We start from the raw sequence: 17439 nt of genomic DNA, 5'->3' as shown, positions 1-17439 counted from the left end.
GGAGTTAGTTGATTCGAGGGTATTGTTCTGGATCACTATGCGGAGAAAACCGGCTGCTATGCCGCAGATAGAGAACGACAAGCAGGAAGCTGGTGAGAAGAAGCATGGTCGAGGGTTCTGGCGCGGTTGTCAACGGCTGGATCGCAACGGCGAACAGCAGATCGTTGAAATCACCGTCACCTCCACCAAGAAGGTCTTCGAATCCGATCAGAAGGTATGGGCTGTCAGCTGGAGCCCATGATATGGCATGGGTCAAGCCGTCGGGACTTGTCGTTGCGTCTGTGGAAAAGGTCGTCGTGCCGCCGTTGGCGCCGTTGGCGATGAGGAAAAAGTCGAGTTGTGCGCCTGCTTCAAAGCTGCCCAGGTCGACGAAGTCTCCCGGTACGAGAGGAAAGTTCACATTGGCTGCGGCCTTTGTGAGATCGGTTGCGTTGTTGTATGATGGATTGACGGAGGCCTCGGGAAATATGAGGCTTCGATCGCCCGTCGTACTGGTGAATCCGAGAGTGTTGTCATATCCGGCCCCCTCTCCTACAAAATATATTCTCACATCAGAGTCTGTTGCAAGAGTGAGCAACGATGGGTCAATGCGGAGGCTCGTGGTATAGTTGTTTGTGTACTCGGGTAGGTTCGTGCTGACCCAGGGAACCAGCGTCTCTGAGTAGTATTCCAAGAATGTCGTCGCATTCTCATCCGACCCTGACGCATAAACTGGCGAGGCAATGTCCAGCCCGAACGGCCGGGCGTCTGACTGAATGCTGGATTCTTCCGCTGCATTGGCGGCTCGTGGCCCAGCCATGGCCAAAATCAAGATCATGGCCATGGCTGCTATGATTGACCTTTTTGCTGTGCGGTCTGTTTTTGTTTCAGATGTGACAATGACTTGCTGCATCGTTGTTTGTATGTATAGTTCTCCGATCGTTATGCGCTAAACGGATTGATATAGGTGCCTCGCAATTGTTTTGCGAAATGAAAAAAGAATATCGGGTCGTTGACCAGGTAGCGCCTATACATTCTTTTCGGTTCCATCATCAGTCGATAGAGCCATTCCATGCCGATTTTTCGAATCATCATGGGCGCTCTCCTGACATTTCCGGCTTCAAAGTCGATTGTTGCCCCGAGTGCCATGAAAAGTTTGACATTTGGCATTCTATGTCTGTACTGTGCAAGCCAGATTTCCTGTTTTACCCCTCCGGCTCCCACCACAAGGACGGTTGCCCCTGAGTTGTTGATGAGATTGACGATTTCATCGCATTCTGTTTCATTTTTCTCGAATCCATAGGAGGGTGAGTGCGCTCCGATGACAATCTTCCTTCCGGCTTTCCTGTTGATGTTCTCCATAGCCTTTCGGCCTACACCTTCTGCTGCTCCAAGAAGGAAGATTTTGCATTCCAGATCATTTTTATGATGCATGTAGAATGAGCGAAGGAAGCTTGATCCTGGAATGGCTTCCGGCAGCGATTCCGGAAAAAGCTTCGAAAGGAAGTAAATGATCCGGCTGTCGCAGATGACCCATTCTGCTGATTGATACGCTTCGTAAAATTTCCTGTTTTTCTGGAGGTGGAAAAGGTGGTCTATATTCGGGGTGACCAGCATGCCGCGTTCAAGTTTGCAAAGCAGTTCTGGTTCGGTAATGCTTTTGATGTCGATATTAAGTATCGATATCGCTTTCTTTTGGATGAGTGTATGTTCCTGTGGCATGGCTATGGGGGTTGTTGTGTACTACTTGCCTATTCACCCTCATGCAAATCCCGTGCCCGATGGTGTGTACTGCCAGAACCCTCACCCTTAAAGGCTTTCGGGTCGTTTGGTTTCTTGCTGCGGAAGCGGTATTGAGAGGATCTGCTGTCATGCACTTTCAAAATGAGAGCAATAAGGGATCCTGCCGGGAGCATCAGGATGTGCGGGGAGCTTGATACACCATGTATTCGTGATGTTCAATTCTTTGGCAGGGGTTTCTTTCCCAGAAGTGTTGTTCTGAGCAGGTTATGTTTGTTTGCCAGGGTTTCTGTCAGTATGGGGCCGGTAATTCCTGCAGCTGTTCCTGCAAGAAAAAGGAATGTGATATCTGAAACTCCGATATGCATAAGCCCTATTCTTGCTGCTGCAGTAAAGAATACATGAAAGAGGTAGATGGAGTAAGAGTAATAGCCGATGCTGGCAAGCCATTCCGAGCGGCTTTGCGTAAGCAGGAGTGCGATACATGCAACCGTGCCAACGAAAAGAGCCAGAAAAGAGCGGCGGTCATCGATATACTGCTGGCTGTACAGTATCAGGAAGAGTACGGTCACTATGATGATGATGAACCCTGTTATTTGAGAGTATTTGAATTTCAGGGGGAATCGGGTGCAATAAAGACCGGCAAGGAAATAGGGCAAGAGGTAGAAGACCCCGGCAAGGGAAAACCATATTGTTCCGATGTTGGATAGAAAAGCTGTGACCGATCCCAGGTAGGCCAGCGCAAAGCCCCGTCTGGTGGCGAGCACTTTGAAGTGTTCGAGCGCGAGAATGATCAGAAAGATGATAAAAAGCGATTCAATGAACCAGTAATGGGCAACTGGTTTGATATGCAGATATTTCCAATCTTCAATAGGGTTGTTTGTGCCGGGAGTGACGGCTTGAAGAATGGCAAAGCCGGTTCCGACGAACAACATCGGAATGATCAGTCGTTGGATCTTGCCATTCATAAAAGCTTTCCATGTTCCAGCGAATGGTCGCCAGCCATAGACGAGACCCGAAAGAAACGTAAATAAAGGCATGCGGATATAGGCGAACATTTCATTCGTATCTTTCAGGAGTCCCTCACTCAGCCTGAGTCCGCTTTCCGGTGATATGCCGATAACATGGTAGGCAACGAGCATGATGCATGCGATGCCTCTCAGCGTATCGATCGGAATATTGCGCGTGCTGGTTTTTTCTATCATAACTGATTTCAGTGTTAGTTTCAGCGGCTTGAACCTTTCCGTTCCAATACCTGCCCATGTATTTTGCACATCTTCCTGCTGGCTATATTACCGCTCGATTGCTTGACGGCAGGTTGTGCCGAACGCCTCTTCGGAGCAACACCTTCATGTTCTGGGGTATGCTGGGTTCGATAGCTCCCGATTTCGATTTTGTATGGTGCTTCCACCTTCATCAACGCTTGTGCGACCATCACCAGTATCCCACCCACTATCCGCTGTTATGGCTGGGACTGCTTGTTTTTTCAGTCCTCTGGCTTTTGATTGCCCGGTTCCAGCATACCCCTTCAGCGTTTGCCGTGGTGTTTTTCTTTGGGGGGGTCATCCACACCGTTCTTGATATGTTTACCGGCCACCTTTTTCTGTTGGCACCGATTTCGTTCGTGCGGCAAAAGATTTCACTGGCCGAGTATGGTCTGTGGGATCCTTTTTTTCTCGAGCTTTTTATTGTATTGGGGGCGCTGATCGTATGGAAAAAGGAGCAGCTCTCTGTTTTACTCTCGAAAATTTCATGATCATGAGCTCTGCAGGGTTCTGTTGTGTCGTGTGAGCATCTCTGCAGGGGAGCCTTGTGAGGTTATTTTTCCATTTTCGAGGCGATAGATTCGGTCACAGTGCTCGACGGTGGTTAAGCGATGGGCGACGATGATGATCGTTTTGCTGCCGTGCAGCGCGGTTACCGCCTCCATGACGGCAGTTTCGGATTCCATATCGAGTGCACTTGTGGCTTCGTCAAGAACAAGGACTTCCGGGTTGTGGTAGAGTGCCCGAGCGATGCCGATGCGTTGTTTTTGTCCGCCGGAAAGCCTGATGCCTCGTTCCCCGACGAAGGTTGCAAGGCCGTCAGGTAGTCCTTTGACGAAAGCAGCGAGATTGGCTGCTTCGACGGCATACAAAACTTTATCCCTGTCAATCTGCTCGTCGGACAGACCGAAAGCGATATTGTGTTCCAGGTCATCATCAGTCAGGTAGATTGATTGCGGAACATAGCCGATTATGTTTTGCCAGCCCCGCATATTAGTTCTGATGTCGTTTCCATCGATGCTTATCGTTCCGTGATTCGGGGCCAGCAGTCCGAGCAATAGGTCGATGAGCGTACTTTTTCCTGAGCCGCTTGGCCCGATGAATCCGACTGATTCTCCTTTCTGTATCGTCAGCGTGATATCTTCGATGGTTTGCCTGTTGGCCTGCGGGTAGGCATACGTGATGTTTTCGAGATGAAGCGACGATTTGAAGCGTATTGCACCTGTTTTCTCCTGTGGTTCTTCATGGAAGGGAAGCGAAAAATCTCTACTGATGATATCGACGACAGGCAGACAGTACTGAAGTGATTGCAGCGCATTGAGGATACGGTTGACGGAGGGCATCATCCTGAATGTTGCTACGGCAAAGAATCCAAGGTTGGGAACGATAGAGTCCATATCCTTGCCTTGCATCATCATGGTGAGCACAAGGACGATCAGGCCAGTTACTGAAAGCAATTCCAGCCAGAGACGGGGGACTTGCTGAATGGTCGTATTTTTTCTTCTTACTTTTGTACTGGATGTGTTGTGATATCCATAGCGGGACAGGAAGTAGTCTTCCTTTCCAAGGATCTTGACATCCTTGATTCCTCCAAGTCCCTGCTGAAGATGTTGCATGCGGAGTCCCTCATGATGCTGGCGGTCGTTTCCCCATTTGGCGACATTTTGCCGGGTCAGCATGACAAAAGAAATGCTTGTCAACCCAAGTACGAGGAGGATGTTCAGGGTCCCTAGTGGCTCAACGATGAGTAGAAGAGAGAAAATGCACAGCAACGTCAGGGTTTCTACGCTCAATTGCAGGATAGGGGTTAGTACATTTGTTGCGAGTACCTCGACTTCCGTGGTGACGTTTCTTATCAACTGTGCGGAATTGCGTTCTAAATGAAAGGTATATGGCTGATGCAGATAGATTTTGAGGAGCTGTTGTGAAAGCCTTTCACCTATCGCGTAGATGAAATGGTTCTGTCTCCACGTCATAAATAGCAGAAAGAGGGCTTTTATGAGATAGATGCTGAACAGCAGGCCGAGCCCGCCAAAAACCAGGCTGGTCTGGTCTGGGTTGCCGAAGAAGTCGATGAGCGGTTTGGCAACAGGGTGTTTCCCGGCAAAATCTTTTTCAGTGAAGAGTGCAAGCGCAGGTATTACCAGGCCGACTCCCAATGTTTCAAGGAGGACGGCAATCACCATCATTGAAAGTATCCCCAGACTGTTTCTGCGCTCCCTCTCTGACAGAATGGTGCGGATGTCCTTGAGATATTTGAGATTGGGGACTCGTATCTTCATTATCGTTGTTTTCTTGTCTTTGATTCCATTGTTCAGGCGTCCGGTTACCGGCATCCCTCAGTGGTCAGTTGCATTTCCCTGATCTTTCCACAGCATCGGATAACGTTGTTCCAAAAGTTCCGCACGTTGATTGGAAACGTTTTTCCATGTAAAGCACTCCGCGCGTTGTCGAGCATGTTGTCCGATGTCGATTCTCGCCTGCCTGTTCAAGGCCATTGATGTCAGAGCTTCAGCCCATGCATCAATATCCATGTCAGGAAGGACTATGCCGTTGATGTCTTTTTCCACTATTGCTCCTGCGCCCATTTCTGAAACCAAGCAGGGAATTCCATGAGCCATGGCTTCATAGGTGACCATTGGTCCACCTTCCTCAAGGCTAGGAAAGACGAAGACGTCCGCACTGCGGTATATCATTCCCATGTCGTGGGTATAGCTGATGTGGCGGACATTGGGGTAGGTTTCGAGTGGCGGGAGGTGTTCTTGTATTTCCGGCGCAATGTTGCCACATAATACCAGATCAGCATCGAGCTTCGCTCTTTTCCATGCTTCGAGCAGGAGCGGGATGCCTTTTCGCAGGCAGATGCTGCCGACAAACAGGAATACCGGGCGTTCCGCATGTTTTTTTTCGTCATTTCTTCCCGGAAATCGTTCTGGAGCCCAGCCATAGCTGGTTGAGAGGAGCTTGGTTTCCTCTACGCCGTTTTCCAGCATGCTTTTTCGGACCATTGGGCTCGGACAGAAGACTGCATCGGCTATTTCCAGCTTTTTTGCCTCAATCAAGGCTGCCTTTTCATCAGTGTTGATCCTGTAGGGGATGTTCCATGTATCTGCGGCTGCTTCAAGTATTCTCCATGAGCTTTTCCTATGGCAGTTGATCCTTTCGATGACAATGCGGCTTCCTCGCTTATGAAAGGCTTCAAAAATCTCCAGAGACAGGCCGGCCCATAGATAGACAATATCTGCATCCTTTTCATGTTTATAGAAAAGCTGTTCGGCCATGGTTCGAGCTTGGATGTTGGTCCCGAATTTATAGGTCAGTTTCTGGCGGAGGCCCTTCATTGCTGTTCTGAGCCACGGGTATTCGAGCCCTTTTACTGCTCCGGGTAGAGTGAGTTGGACAGCCCTGCCGCTTTCATGCCAATGGCGGCAGAGAGAAAGCGCAACATGGCTGTTGCCGATATTGGAAGCTTCATAGCCGAAAAGAACCGGCAGATAGTTCATGGCAGTCTCCTTTTCAATGCATTTTTTAGCTGACGCACTCCGCCTGTCAGGGGGGCAAGTAATGGCCATCGATCCCAGATGGGAAGTGCGTGAAGGTCTGTTCGTGAACTACGTTGGGAACCGAGGCTCGGATAGATGATATACGTCGGGATGTCAGGATTCTGCATCCTGAATGTCGAAATGGCTCCGTCGTAATGCATAGGGCCCCCGTCGGGATGGCCCGCAGGTCTTTTCAGCAACTGCTCAAGGAAATGGAGGAATCGTTCAAGATACGGCCCATTGACTGCATAGAAATGCGCCAGCATAAGCGGTTCTTTAAGCAGTTCGATTCCAAGGGAGTTTTTGTCGCCTGCCGGACGATCGTGGCCAAAGTAGATGAACCCCCACTTTTTTCCTTCGAGCTGCTCCATAACGGCATTCCCTATCTGGTTTATCTCCCGGATAAATGAGATGTCATCTTCGAGTACAAGGATATTGGCGCAGTTGTTTTCTTTTGCCCTCCGCAGTACTTCCATGTGGCTTGTATAGCAGCCTCTCACGCCAACTGAAGGAAAGCCTCCAGCCGTTTCTGGGCGGATAGCCGGGAAAAACGATATCATTTTATCATTTGGGTCCCAGCCCGCCCTGCTGAATTCGTTAAGTGTATCTCGTTTCCTGTCCGTTCGATCTGGAAGGTTGATCACGGAGATCCTGTCAAAATGATCCGGAAAGTTCATGGCCATGCCTGTCTTGTTCTATTGTTATGCTCCGATGAGGAATCGGGATGTGGAGCCTAGTACTTTTTTTGCTGCTATGCAGCAGAATAGCGTTGCAAATATTTTGATGAAGAGGTAGAGAATCGAGCCCATGATTAGCGTATACGATGATGCGCTGATAAGGGGAAGGGAATAGATGGTTTCTGGAGGAAGTATTTTCCATACAAGGTACATGGAGACCGTTACGTGGGTAAAGAAGATTGCGAAGCTGTATGTCGCGAAAAGGTCCAGAGCTTTTATGCTTTTTTGCTCTAGTGAAGCCAAAAATGGCAACACTATGAACATGATGCTCGACTTGTGGATGTAGTGTATGGATTCGGAGAGGCTTGTTGGGCCGAAGATAATAGAATTTCCATGTAGGTACATTAGGGCGATGGTGCAGGCAAGCGCTATGAACGCCAGAAGGGGCTGATGCTTTTTTGCAAGATTGATCACTCTGTCATGGTTTCTTGCTACATATATACCCTGGAGATAAACGGGAAGGAGATATATGAATTGAAATGCAGAGATTTCAGTGCCGGTTCGTGTTCCGAGCAGGGGGAGAATGCTTGCGGCAAGCGTAATTCTGTTGAATGCCGGGTTAGGGATTCTCAGGATCAATGGACTGAGCAGAAAGACGACGGCGATGAAGGGTATGTACCAGTACTGTATCTGTGCCTTGCCATAGGTCAGCATTGAGAGGTAGGTGCCGGCAAGAGACGGTAGATCTTCAGCTGATTGAGGGATTTTCGAACTTTCCCACAGAAACCATAGTGTGCTCATGATGAGGTAGGGCACTATGACATTTGATAGTTTTTTTCCGTAGTAGTCGAGTGGATTCTTGGTTGCGGAGAGGTATTCGACGAGAAAGCCGGAAACAAAGATGAAGTAGATGGTACTGTCATGAAAAAAGACCTGCTGGAAGAGTCTGATCATAGCGGCCGCATGGGTATATGCCGCACCTTCACCCATTGGGGCGCTCCAGATATGTACGATCATGACGTTTACGATCGCAAAACCACGGAAATAATGGATGTGTCGAAGAAATTTTCTCTTGTTTGCCATGAGGCTTGGGGGCTGTTTATGGGTTCCTCGACGGGTTAACGGATTTTGAAGGCCTGCTGCAGCCGATGTTGTCCCTTGAGAAGAAGATCTTTAAGCACCCATCGACTCCACGAGTCGTTATAGACTCCACCCCCAGTTCCCGACTCGGCGGAATATCTTGGATAGTGATGCAGGTCTGAGTACCGGTATCCATCAACGATGGCCATGTGAACAGCGCTTGCCAGGGCCGTTTCGAAATAGAAGCACTCCTGGTCATTGAGTCGTGAACGGTATCCGATGAGGAAGTCCCTGAAAAAATCACGCTTGGCCCCGAAGAAGCGGGAGTCGGCATCGGCGAGGGTTGGCAGGAGATTTACCATGAGCTCTGCCGCATCAGGCTTTTCATTGACGTATTCCACAAACGAGCGGACGTTCAGGACTTTGTAACGACCTGTTGCCTTGAAGATGAAATCCGCCTGATCAAAGAGCGATGAAGAACGGATGGCTTCTTCGATTATCAGCATTTCGCCGTATCCCTTGCCTTTTTTCTTGTCGTAATCGTTGCCATTGAACGTTACGATCTCAAGCGTTTTTTCGTTGATTTCTTTTCTGAACTCGCTTGAGATGTCATTACCGGAATTTTCAATAAAAAGCACAGGAACACTTGCTGAATTCAGGTAAAACCGAATGGCATCGATGTACTGGACCTTTCTTTTTGCCGTATCGGTCAAGACGGTCATATGCATCCCGCCGGGATCGATGCAGCCGGTCATGAAAATGATGCTTTTTTTTATCTCGTTAGACATTGAGGTGTGGATCTAGTTATTGTGCAGAGTTTCTCTGGTGGTTCGAACCCAACCTTTTCCCTGTTTTCCGATGATCATTTTCAGGTAGATCGGGATTTTCCAGAGTATGTAGATCGGTGCCGCAAGAAGTGAAACCCACGTCGAGAATGGGGCTTTTCTCTGGATTTGGGCCGATAGCAGATAGAATATGACGATGAGCCAGTATGCCGCTCCTATCCAGATCCAGAGGCCGCTAAGCAGGATTGCCGCCAGAGTTCCTGGAATGAAGAGCAGAACAAGGAGTCCGAGGGGCGGAATTGCAAGATCTGCCCATGCATGGAGAAACTTCGGGTTGCCGGTCTTCATAAAGAGACGCAGGAGGGGCATGCTCATGCTTTTGACCAGGCCAAACCGTCCGCCTTCCCAACGGGTTCTCTGGCTGCTTGCGTGGCTGCCCTTGGTCACCATTTCGCTGGTCACAATAGCGTCCGGGTTATAGTACACTACAGTGCCGTCCTGGAGAAGACGAAGTGTGAATTCCAGATCCTCGACGATGGAATGGCATGGCCAACCGTACCGTTCAAGTACTGGGGTTCTGAATGCCATGCCGTTGCCTTTCAGTGCCGCTGATCCGCTGAGTATGAAGGATCCTGCCAGACGCAGGTGGTTGAAGACATTGAATGCCGCATCTACAAGAGCCGGTCGCCATCCTGCTGACGGATTGTTGACCCCGTTGTATCCTTGGACGACACTGACAGCGGGAATGCTGAGTGACGCACTGATTTCTCGGAGGTAGTTGACGTCTGGAGTGACGTCTGCATCAATGATGGTGATGGCATCTGTGGTCCTGTATCGACTGCTATGATTCCTCAGGAACCAGTCGAGGGCCTGTCCTTTACCTCGGTTGTCTGTGTCCGAGCGTTCAAACACGGTGGCTCCTGCGTTGCGGGCATGATCAGCCGTGTCATCGTCGCAGTTGTCGGCAATGACGAAGATTTCGAACCTGTTTGCAGGGTAGTCGCACCGGAGGACGTTCTCTATGGTTTCTCGGACGGCAATGCCTTCATTATGCGCAGGGATCAGAACACCTATGTTGAGAAACCGATTGGTTGCGGGCGCTGCCTTCTTGAAAAAGAACGATGCAATCGTCGTGATCAGCAGATAGAGTGAGGGTACAGCTGTTATGATGATCAGCGTAACAAGAAAAATGGATGGGATTGTCATGCCTGCGCAACGGCCTGTTTGAACAGGTCGACCATTTTATTGTTGTTGATGTGTTGGTTGTATCGGCGTTCGACGCTCTTCCGTCCTTCACGGCCCAATCGTTTCCGCATTTCAGGATCTTCAATCAGGGTGCGGATCTTTCTGGCAAGGTCTTCGGTATCTGCGGGGGTTGCAAGCAGTCCGTTATGGCCATGTTCGATAAGTTCGGGAATACCGGTGATTCGGGTGGAGATGACCGGAATCTCCTTGGCCATGGCCTCCATCAGGACGACGGGAACACCTTCGGCGAAACTGGCAAGGATAAACATGTCAGCCATGTCGTACCATTCCCGCACCTTGTCCTGGCCTTGGATGCCAGTGAATTTGACTGCGCCTTCAAGCCCATGTTCACGGCTGAACTGTTCCAGTGATGTCCTGTCAGGGCCGTCTCCGATAAGCGTGAGATGGAAGCGCACCCCCTCATTTTTCAGTAGTGCGCAGGCATTCAGCAGGATGTGCTGGCCTTTTGCCGGTACTAGCCTGCCTACGCAGAGCAACTGTGGCACCTCGTTATCGGGCTCGGGGCGCGGCAACCAGGTGTCAGGATCAACCCCGCACCGGACGATATGGTGTTTTTCCCACATCGACGAGGGGCTGATGCGCATGATCTGGCTCCGGCAGTAATGGCTGATGCAGCGGACGAAGCTGGCATGGCGGACTTTCTCATCGAGCATGGCTGAATCAATCTGATAGAAAATGTCGGGGCCGTGGACTGAGATGCTGTAGGAAATGCCGCCGTAGGTTTTCATCAGCATGGCAACAATGGCGGTCGGGTTTCCGAAATGCTCGTGGACGTGAGTGATGCTTAGTCCGTGTAGCCATTCGAGAAGAATGCCTGCTTCGATGAAGTATGCTACGGCCTTGATTGGCTTGCAGGGGCCGGTGAATGCCGGCTTCAGTGCCGCGGCGGCCATACGCAGGTAGCCTGCCGGGTTTCTGATCAGGCTTTTTGCATGAGCCTTGAATATTGCGGGGAGGGGCTCGGTGATCACGGCAAAGGTGCGCTTGGCCTCATCCTGTTCGCTCGCGGTCATCAATCCCAAGTTTGACGTCCTGCGTATGGTGGCGGTATGTACCAGAATGCCTGCCTGGCGGAGCGATTCGATTTCCCTGAAAATGAAAGTGTGCGAAACGGCTGGGTATTCGCTACAGAGGTAGGCTATGGTTGTGGCCTTGTTCATGGTGTCTGGACTGAAATTTCTGATGCTATCCTGGCCGGCCGGTTCCGAAGAGGTTGATTAAATATGCGTCCTATGTGGTAGCGGAGTACTCCAGCTAGCTGTGGGAGTACGACAAGAGAGCAGTGCCAAGCATATATCCTGGCATCTTTGCGCTCAAGCTGCTGTTCACGCATGAATTGGCCTACCTTGAAAATTCGCGGGTTCAGGAGCAGGGCTGTGCCCAGCGCTACCAACGCGAGTGCTGTGATGCTAGGTGCTGGAGCTCCGACTGCCATGAGGGGGATTGCAAGAAGTAGGCTGAAGGAAAATCCTCCCCCCTTGATAATGATCTTTCGGTATTCGTACTGCCAGAAACGACTTCCAGCGGAGCGTTCCCGCTCTCTTACGGCAGCAAAGGCATAGCCGGTGCGGAAAGTTCGGCGGAGGTACTGTTTGAAACGTGTCATTGCCAGATCATGCTGCGCCATCGGCACCCCGGTCTGAATGACCTTCCAGCCAGCTCTGATGATTCGTCTGCTGAGTTCAGGGTCTTCTCCTCCGACCATCTCCTCATCATAGCCGCCGGTCATTTCAAGGGCATCACGCTTGACGATCACATTACCCCCGAATGATTCGCATTCTCCTTTCAGGCCGTTCCATTCCAGATTTCCGATCCAGTTATAGAAAGACCTCTCAGGGTACAATTCGCTAAGTATCCCCTGAACGGCTCCGATCTTCTCAGGTCTTATCGCTTTGATTGCGCTCGAGAACCAGTTGCGATCAAGTATGGTGTCAGAATCGAGAAACTGGATCAGGGGAGATGAACCGGTTTGCCAGCCGGCGTTTCTGCCGAGTCCAGGGGTTGGATGCACTGGCCTGAGTGCAATGGTTATGACCCCTTCATACTGTTTGGCTATGAGAATACTTGCATCTGAAGATCCTCCATCGACGTAGTAGATATGCAGTCTGTCCCTAGGGTAATCTGCTGCCTGGATAGATTCGATGCAGCGGCCCACCGTTTTTTCACTATTGATTCCGATGAGTACACAGTCGATGTGAGGCAAAGCGTTATCGGGCGCTTGTGTCTTGCTGCTCAAATGGGTCATGGCCGGAGGTTCCTTGTGCATTACTTTTTTTGTCCCGAAAGCATCGTGATTGCTTGACTGATCTTGTTGCCTAGTGATTTCTGTGAGAGGCAGGTTAGAAGGCATAGTTTGTCGCATTGAAGCGTGGCTTTTCGGATTTTTTGTGCCTCCGCTCCCCGCCAAATTTCTTTTGCCGAGAGCTTAGATGCATTACCGACGGAGGGGAAATGGAAACATAGCTTGACGTCACCGTCTGGGCGAATGAAGTACTCGTGGAGGCCGATGCGGCAGGGTAGGTTATCCGTGGATGCTTTTTCCTCCCGAAAACTGGCGGTCATCAATCCGAGTATTTCCTCGCTGTTCATGATAGGAGCGCCTTCCCGTTTCATGACGATCAGGCGTTGCATGACATTCTCGAGGTTTGGCCACTCTTCCTTTTCGATCCACAGTTCATTATTGGTCTCTTCCGTCCACCTCCCGAGCGGCTGGAAGTTTACTGCTGATACGCCGAGTTGTTCAGCAAAATGTACAAGCTCGGGCAGGTGCCTGTAATTGAGCGACATGACGGTCGGCTTGATGATGATGGGAAAGCTGATTGCCTGGCGGTTCTGCTCTTCCTTCAGGCGTGCTATCCCCCTGCATATTTTTTCGTGCAGTCCTTCGCGTCCCCTGATATAGTCGTGCGTGTCTGCCTTATGGGAGTCGAGTGAAATGTTGATATTGAATGGCCTTGCGGCAACCAGTTCGGCCGCGTGTCTTTCAAGCAGCATTCCGTTGGTAGTCATACCGGCGTATATGCTGTTTGATGAACAAAAATTCAGCAGCTCAATGAAGCCTTTCTTGATAAGAGGTTCACCTCCGCTGAAATTTATTGCATAGGAACCAGTGAAGTCTCTGATGCTCAGCAGTGTCTTTTTCCACTCATCTATCCCCATCTCGTCAGTGTATTTGTCAAGGCGCCAGTGGTCGCAGTGACGGCAAAGGCAGTTGCACCTTTCATTGAGAAGGGCATGGAATGTGACTGGCCGGGTGAAATCGATATCGGCGAGAATATAGGCCGATTCGGCTATGGTGTTCCGTCCGTGCTTCAATCCGAGAGCGAGCAGTTCTGTGAGATGCATGGGGCGCAGTTTTTTGCTGGATGAATCGTACTCTGACTCATACACGCAAAACATGTGCCAAAACCATGCGAATCGTTATGCCGTTCATTTATAAAGGCTTACGGGATCTGCTGGATGCGGCGGTGAGGCCGTGCTGGCATCTGGAGAGGTGTGGACTGCTAGGGGGCTCTCTAATTGAGAGCTATAGGTACTTGCGGTGTCTATGCGATGTGGTTCCGGGATTATTTTTCGTAATGATGTTTCAATCGAACCATGATGCCAGTGATCATGCCAACCGTAATCCCCAGGTTATTGTAAAAAGCATCCATCATCTTGAAGCCGTATCCGGTTGTCGAACCATGCATCGTTTCAAACAGAAGGCCCAATGGGGCAATGGCTAATGCGACGAGAAACGCCGTCAGGCGTTTTTTCAGGGCAATGAGGGGAACTGCCGCCAGGATGGCATAGATCCCGAGATGAAAAACGATATCCAGTCCGAACACCCTTGAGGAATCTGTTCCCGGAGAAAAGCTTGCCGTAAGGAGCAGAATGAATGCGGCCAGCCAGGCTGTTTTTAGTTTATTCTTGGTTGACATGGGAGTCAGTTGATGAATTTTGATTGCGAATTTCCAGGATCAGAAAGGAATCTGCTTGTTAGTTTGTCGAATTCTCTGAACAGGTCGAGTTCTGTTTCTTCGCTCGATTCAAGGCTTAAGTCCGTTTTGTTGAGCAGTAAACCATGAAGCCCCCCTGCAAAGACGAGATAAATAGGGTTGACCATCGCATTCAGAAGGTTGTCTACCATTGTGAACGCGATGAAAACAGCCATTGCTGCCGGCGCCGCATATGCAGGCGATTCCCATTGAACGGGCTTTTTCCTGCTGATGAAAAATATGGTTGGCAGCTGTACAGCAAAAAGCAGCCATAACAATCCATAGCTCCCCTGATTTCCGAGTGTTATGACCCAAAGGCCATCTGTAGTGGAAAGATCTTTTCCACTATCAGTAAAGACCCTTGCCCGACCGTAGCCTCCCCAGCCAAAAAAACTGCCCTGAAGCGCTTTATCAATGAGGATCGTTTCGTTGTCAAAGCGAAATTGCAGTGACTGTGCTCTGGCCGGGCTGATTTTCTCTGCGATGTAATTGGTGAGATTTGTTCCATCCCAAGATCCAGTAGATCTTGAAAAGATATAGATATATGGCGTCACGAGCAAGACTATGACGAGAACGGCGTTTTTCCATTTGATGCCAATGTATAGGATCAGCAGGCTCATCGCGAAATAAAATATGGCTCCCATTGATTGGTACATTAAAAATGTACCAATCAGGAGGGCCAGCAGTAAGGATGACGGAAGAAAAAAGATTTTCTTTGGAAGGACTTTCGTGATGTAAAGCCACATTCCAAGGAGTGAAGCAAGCATCATCCACATAGAGGTCATCAAGCCATGGTTCATGTAGACCATGGGGCGATATCCTCCATCTTCCCTGAGTGTCTGGAGAAAGTCATGCTGATGAAATCCGTATGTGAGTCGGTGAAGCTGCGGGCTCATGATGAGTTCGAACCAGCTGAAAGGGATATAGATGATCCCGCCGATGAAAATGGTTATTGCAAGGGTCTTGAGAATATCGCTTTCGTTAAAATAGACCCGGCCAAAAAAGTACGGGATCCCCCATTTAATTGTGGTGTAGAGTGTTGAGGCCAAGCCATCATATATTCCCAGCCCGTTGGCGAGTGAAGAGAAAAAAGGGGTCGTACACCATAATATTATGGGGATATCTATGCTGCGGAATCGGTAGCTGAGCAGTTTTTCTTTGTCAAAGAGCCATGTTGCGGCAAGCAGGCTGTATCCAATTACTGTTGATTTGGTGTTTTTCAGCATGAAGATATCATACTCCGCGCACGGCAGAAACATCCAGCCTGCGACATAGGCAATGACCGGTACAAGTCGTTTATCCAGCTTCTTGTACAGCAGAATGACAACGCCAGGCCAGAGGAAAAAGGCTAAGGGCACCAGAATGTTAGCTCCGGGATTACCCATGCTTCCGTATGTTTGTAATGATGCGTTCTAGCACGGCCTGCCAAGAGCATGCCGGGTCGAAAAATGGTTCCATGCCCCTCTGAGTTCCATTTTGTTTTTCTGCATAAAATGCGCTGTCGTAAGCCAGTCGTTCAATGGCCTCACGGTACCCTTCAGTTTCATCAGGCGGGACAAGAATGATTCCGCTGTTGAGCTCTTCAAGGTGGGGGTAGGCGCATACAATGGATGTGATGACCGGTCTTCCTGAAAGCAGCCCCTCCACAAGTGCTTTGTTGTACCCTTCTTCGAATGTTGTTCTTGTCGGCACGATGAATGCATGGCTATTGTTGATATGCTCAAGCATTTCGTCCTGGCGGCAGAAGCCATGGATTCGGAATGTTTCCTCTATCCCATACGCTGATGCTGCCATGCGCAGCCCGGTTTCTTCTGATCCTCCACCACAAAGATTGATGACGATGTCCGTGTGTCCTTTTTCTCTGAGGTCCCTGGCGATCTGAAGCAGGTCAAAAATGCCTTTATCGGTTTCCATCCGCCCTACGAACAGAATATTGAAGGGTTTATTATGATGTATTGGCGGGTTGATACACTCAAAATACTTTCGTCGATAGAGCTGATAGAAGCGATGGACCGGTGAGGCCATGGCGTAAGTCATCCCCTCAATCTGTTCGGTTACGCTTGGTGAAACGGACATGATGGCCGATGCTTTTCTGATGAAAAACATAGCATTCATGAACTGTATCAGCTTCTGAGCTGCAGAGAGAGGCCGAAAACGAGACTTGAGGTTGCAGTGCAGCGTGGGGATCAGCTTCATCCTTGAGGGTATTGCCCATAGAAGCGGGAAAAAATATCCTGTAGCCTCACTGAGGATCAGGAAGTCTGCACCCTGCTTTTTAGCAAAATCAGCAACCCTTAGAACATAGCTGACCTGTTCCTTATGAAACGCAATGGCATTCGCTTGCGGATTTTTAGGGAGGTTTTCGACATGGAACCGGTCCGTGACGATACGGTCTTTTCTGGGGCATGAAGAAATGGCGATACCCCTCGCATTGAGCGAACGGCATGCATCAAAGAACATTGCGCTATAGGTTGTCGAAACCTGATGAGGGTCGTCGTTTCCTTTCTGCCAGTAGGAAAATGTTTTAACGATATCACCCGGTCCGGCAGCGTAAGCTATGCATAACCGTGTCGAATGTTTCTCTTTCATTTTCCGCAATTGATCATACGGTTTCTTTTTCACGGATTACCCTTGATTCTTGCCGGTACGCCGACTGCGGTCGTGTTTGCCGGTACATTTTTGAGTACCACCGCATTGGCTCCTATTAGTGCATGGGCCCCAATGTGTACTTCTCCCAAGATCTTGGCGCCAGCACCTATATCAACATGGCCTTCAATGATTGGAGTCCCTTTTCCCGTAGTGCCGATAGTGACTTGATGCATGATCAGGCAGTTGGGACCGATTATTGCCGCAGGATGGATCACGATGCCGTTTGGGTGAGGGATCAGGAGACCTCCTCCGAGGTTGGCATTGATTGGGATGTCCGCTCCACAAACCGCGCTCCAGAATCGGTGTTGTAGTACGGTGATTTTTGAAAGCAACTTACCTGTAGGGCCTTTTGTTCTTAAAGACTGATAGCGCCGTATTGATGCCAGAAGGTATTTGCCCGGTTCGTATTTGCCCGGGATGGCCTGTTCTCTGCTCAAGTCTGGCTCTGTTGCTGAAATCACCTGCCGGCTTGTCTTCAT

At 49.8% G+C, this 17439-nt stretch carries 17 protein-coding genes; 1 reads left to right on the top strand and 16 read right to left on the bottom strand.

Annotation, left to right across the window (positions count from 1 at the left end; all coding sequences use genetic code 11):
- Positions 1-4 precede the first annotated feature (4 nt).
- From PLUT_RS11765 to PLUT_RS07180, 3 genes are all read right to left on the bottom strand, one after another.
- Entirely contained in the window at positions 5-550 is a 546-nt protein-coding gene (locus PLUT_RS11765) for a DUF4114 domain-containing protein (RefSeq protein WP_157858164.1), read from the bottom strand.
- Positions 551-921: 371 nt separating this feature from the next.
- A complete protein-coding gene (locus tag PLUT_RS07185) occupies positions 922-1701 on the bottom strand; it encodes a WecB/TagA/CpsF family glycosyltransferase (RefSeq protein WP_011358117.1) in 780 nt (259 codons plus the stop codon).
- Positions 1702-1937: 236 nt separating this feature from the next.
- Positions 1938-2924, bottom strand: a complete 987-nt coding sequence (locus PLUT_RS07180; protein WP_011358116.1) for an acyltransferase family protein — start codon at positions 2922-2924, stop codon at positions 1938-1940.
- 56 nt (positions 2925-2980) lie between these two features.
- On the opposite strand from PLUT_RS07180, the gene PLUT_RS07175 reads away from it, so the two are divergent.
- Positions 2981-3475 (top strand): metal-dependent hydrolase, encoded by a 495-nt coding sequence (locus PLUT_RS07175; RefSeq protein WP_011358115.1) that lies wholly within the window; start codon positions 2981-2983, stop codon positions 3473-3475.
- Here the strand turns inward: PLUT_RS07175 and PLUT_RS07170 are convergent, their stop codons facing one another.
- The 13 genes from PLUT_RS07170 to PLUT_RS11550 form a co-directional block, all read right to left on the bottom strand.
- Positions 3476-5266 carry an ABC transporter ATP-binding protein gene (locus PLUT_RS07170; protein ID WP_041464140.1) on the bottom strand — a complete coding sequence of 597 codons (1791 nt, stop codon included), beginning with the start codon at positions 5264-5266 and terminating at the stop codon, positions 3476-3478.
- 57 nt (positions 5267-5323) lie between these two features.
- Positions 5324-6487, bottom strand: a complete 1164-nt coding sequence (locus tag PLUT_RS07165) for a glycosyltransferase family 4 protein (protein ID WP_011358113.1) — start codon at positions 6485-6487, stop codon at positions 5324-5326.
- Positions 6484-7209, bottom strand: a complete 726-nt coding sequence (locus PLUT_RS07160; protein ID WP_011358112.1) for a glycosyltransferase family 25 protein — start codon at positions 7207-7209, stop codon at positions 6484-6486. Before PLUT_RS07160 ends, PLUT_RS07165 begins: the two co-directional genes overlap by 4 nt.
- A gap of 18 nt (positions 7210-7227) precedes the next feature.
- Positions 7228-8286: an acyltransferase family protein gene (locus PLUT_RS07155; RefSeq protein ID WP_081423690.1), complete on the bottom strand. Its 1059-nt coding sequence runs from the start codon at positions 8284-8286 to the stop codon at positions 7228-7230.
- 35 nt (positions 8287-8321) lie between these two features.
- Positions 8322-9071: a hypothetical protein gene (locus PLUT_RS11145; RefSeq protein ID WP_011358110.1), complete on the bottom strand. Its 750-nt coding sequence runs from the start codon at positions 9069-9071 to the stop codon at positions 8322-8324.
- Between the two features lie 12 nt (positions 9072-9083).
- Positions 9084-10274, bottom strand: coding sequence for a glycosyltransferase family 2 protein (locus tag PLUT_RS07145; protein WP_011358109.1), 1191 nt, complete (start codon positions 10272-10274; stop codon positions 9084-9086).
- Positions 10271-11494: a glycosyltransferase family 4 protein gene (locus PLUT_RS07140; protein WP_011358108.1), complete on the bottom strand. Its 1224-nt coding sequence runs from the start codon at positions 11492-11494 to the stop codon at positions 10271-10273. Before PLUT_RS07140 ends, PLUT_RS07145 begins: the two co-directional genes overlap by 4 nt.
- Complete coding sequence (locus PLUT_RS07135; RefSeq protein WP_011358107.1) at positions 11491-12600, bottom strand: glycosyltransferase; 1110 nt, start codon at positions 12598-12600, stop codon at positions 11491-11493. Before PLUT_RS07135 ends, PLUT_RS07140 begins: the two co-directional genes overlap by 4 nt.
- Positions 12600-13679: a radical SAM protein gene (locus PLUT_RS07130; protein ID WP_041464137.1), complete on the bottom strand. Its 1080-nt coding sequence runs from the start codon at positions 13677-13679 to the stop codon at positions 12600-12602. Before PLUT_RS07130 ends, PLUT_RS07135 begins: the two co-directional genes overlap by 1 nt.
- Positions 13680-13900: 221 nt before the next feature.
- The gene (locus tag PLUT_RS07125) at positions 13901-14254 is read right to left on the bottom strand and encodes a hypothetical protein (RefSeq protein WP_011358105.1); all 354 of its coding nucleotides are present in this window, start codon (positions 14252-14254) and stop codon (positions 13901-13903) included.
- Between the two features lie 5 nt (positions 14255-14259).
- Positions 14260-15696 (bottom strand): hypothetical protein, encoded by a 1437-nt coding sequence (locus PLUT_RS07120; RefSeq protein WP_011358104.1) that lies wholly within the window; start codon positions 15694-15696, stop codon positions 14260-14262.
- Entirely contained in the window at positions 15689-16507 is an 819-nt protein-coding gene (locus PLUT_RS07115; protein WP_162010067.1) for a glycosyltransferase family 4 protein, read from the bottom strand. The genes PLUT_RS07120 and PLUT_RS07115 overlap by 8 nt, the downstream gene beginning before the upstream one ends.
- A 422-nt stretch (positions 16508-16929) precedes the next feature.
- Positions 16930-17439, bottom strand: a complete 510-nt coding sequence (locus PLUT_RS11550; protein WP_011358102.1) for a serine O-acetyltransferase — start codon at positions 17437-17439, stop codon at positions 16930-16932.

Origin of the sequence: Pelodictyon luteolum DSM 273, assembly GCF_000012485.1 — a bacterium.
In the GTDB taxonomy this organism is placed as follows: domain Bacteria; phylum Bacteroidota; class Chlorobiia; order Chlorobiales; family Chlorobiaceae; genus Chlorobium; species Chlorobium luteolum.
This window is presented reverse-complemented; position numbering and strand designations above follow the sequence as displayed.

Coding starts and splice junctions, on each gene's coding strand:
- PLUT_RS07115 (WP_162010067.1), bottom strand. CDS start 16,507: ATGAAGCTGATCCCCACGCTGCACTGCAACCTCAAGTCTCGTTTTCGG.
- PLUT_RS07180 (WP_011358116.1), bottom strand. CDS start 2,924: ATGATAGAAAAAACCAGCACGCGCAATATTCCGATCGATACGCTGAGA.
- PLUT_RS07135 (WP_011358107.1), bottom strand. CDS start 12,600: ATGCACAAGGAACCTCCGGCCATGACCCATTTGAGCAGCAAGACACAA.
- PLUT_RS07170 (WP_041464140.1), bottom strand. CDS start 5,266: ATGAAGATACGAGTCCCCAATCTCAAATATCTCAAGGACATCCGCACC.
- PLUT_RS07165 (WP_011358113.1), bottom strand. CDS start 6,487: ATGAACTATCTGCCGGTTCTTTTCGGCTATGAAGCTTCCAATATCGGC.
- PLUT_RS11145 (WP_011358110.1), bottom strand. CDS start 9,071: ATGTCTAACGAGATAAAAAAAAGCATCATTTTCATGACCGGCTGCATC.
- PLUT_RS07160 (WP_011358112.1), bottom strand. CDS start 7,209: ATGGCCATGAACTTTCCGGATCATTTTGACAGGATCTCCGTGATCAAC.
- PLUT_RS07185 (WP_011358117.1), bottom strand. CDS start 1,701: ATGCCACAGGAACATACACTCATCCAAAAGAAAGCGATATCGATACTT.
- PLUT_RS07120 (WP_011358104.1), bottom strand. CDS start 15,696: ATGGGTAATCCCGGAGCTAACATTCTGGTGCCCTTAGCCTTTTTCCTC.
- PLUT_RS07145 (WP_011358109.1), bottom strand. CDS start 10,274: ATGACAATCCCATCCATTTTTCTTGTTACGCTGATCATCATAACAGCT.
- PLUT_RS07155 (WP_081423690.1), bottom strand. CDS start 8,286: ATGGCAAACAAGAGAAAATTTCTTCGACACATCCATTATTTCCGTGGT.
- PLUT_RS07125 (WP_011358105.1), bottom strand. CDS start 14,254: ATGTCAACCAAGAATAAACTAAAAACAGCCTGGCTGGCCGCATTCATT.
- PLUT_RS07175 (WP_011358115.1), top strand. CDS start 2,981: ATGTATTTTGCACATCTTCCTGCTGGCTATATTACCGCTCGATTGCTT.
- PLUT_RS07140 (WP_011358108.1), bottom strand. CDS start 11,494: ATGAACAAGGCCACAACCATAGCCTACCTCTGTAGCGAATACCCAGCC.
- PLUT_RS07130 (WP_041464137.1), bottom strand. CDS start 13,679: ATGCATCTCACAGAACTGCTCGCTCTCGGATTGAAGCACGGACGGAAC.
- PLUT_RS11550 (WP_011358102.1), bottom strand. CDS start 17,439: ATGAAGACAAGCCGGCAGGTGATTTCAGCAACAGAGCCAGACTTGAGC.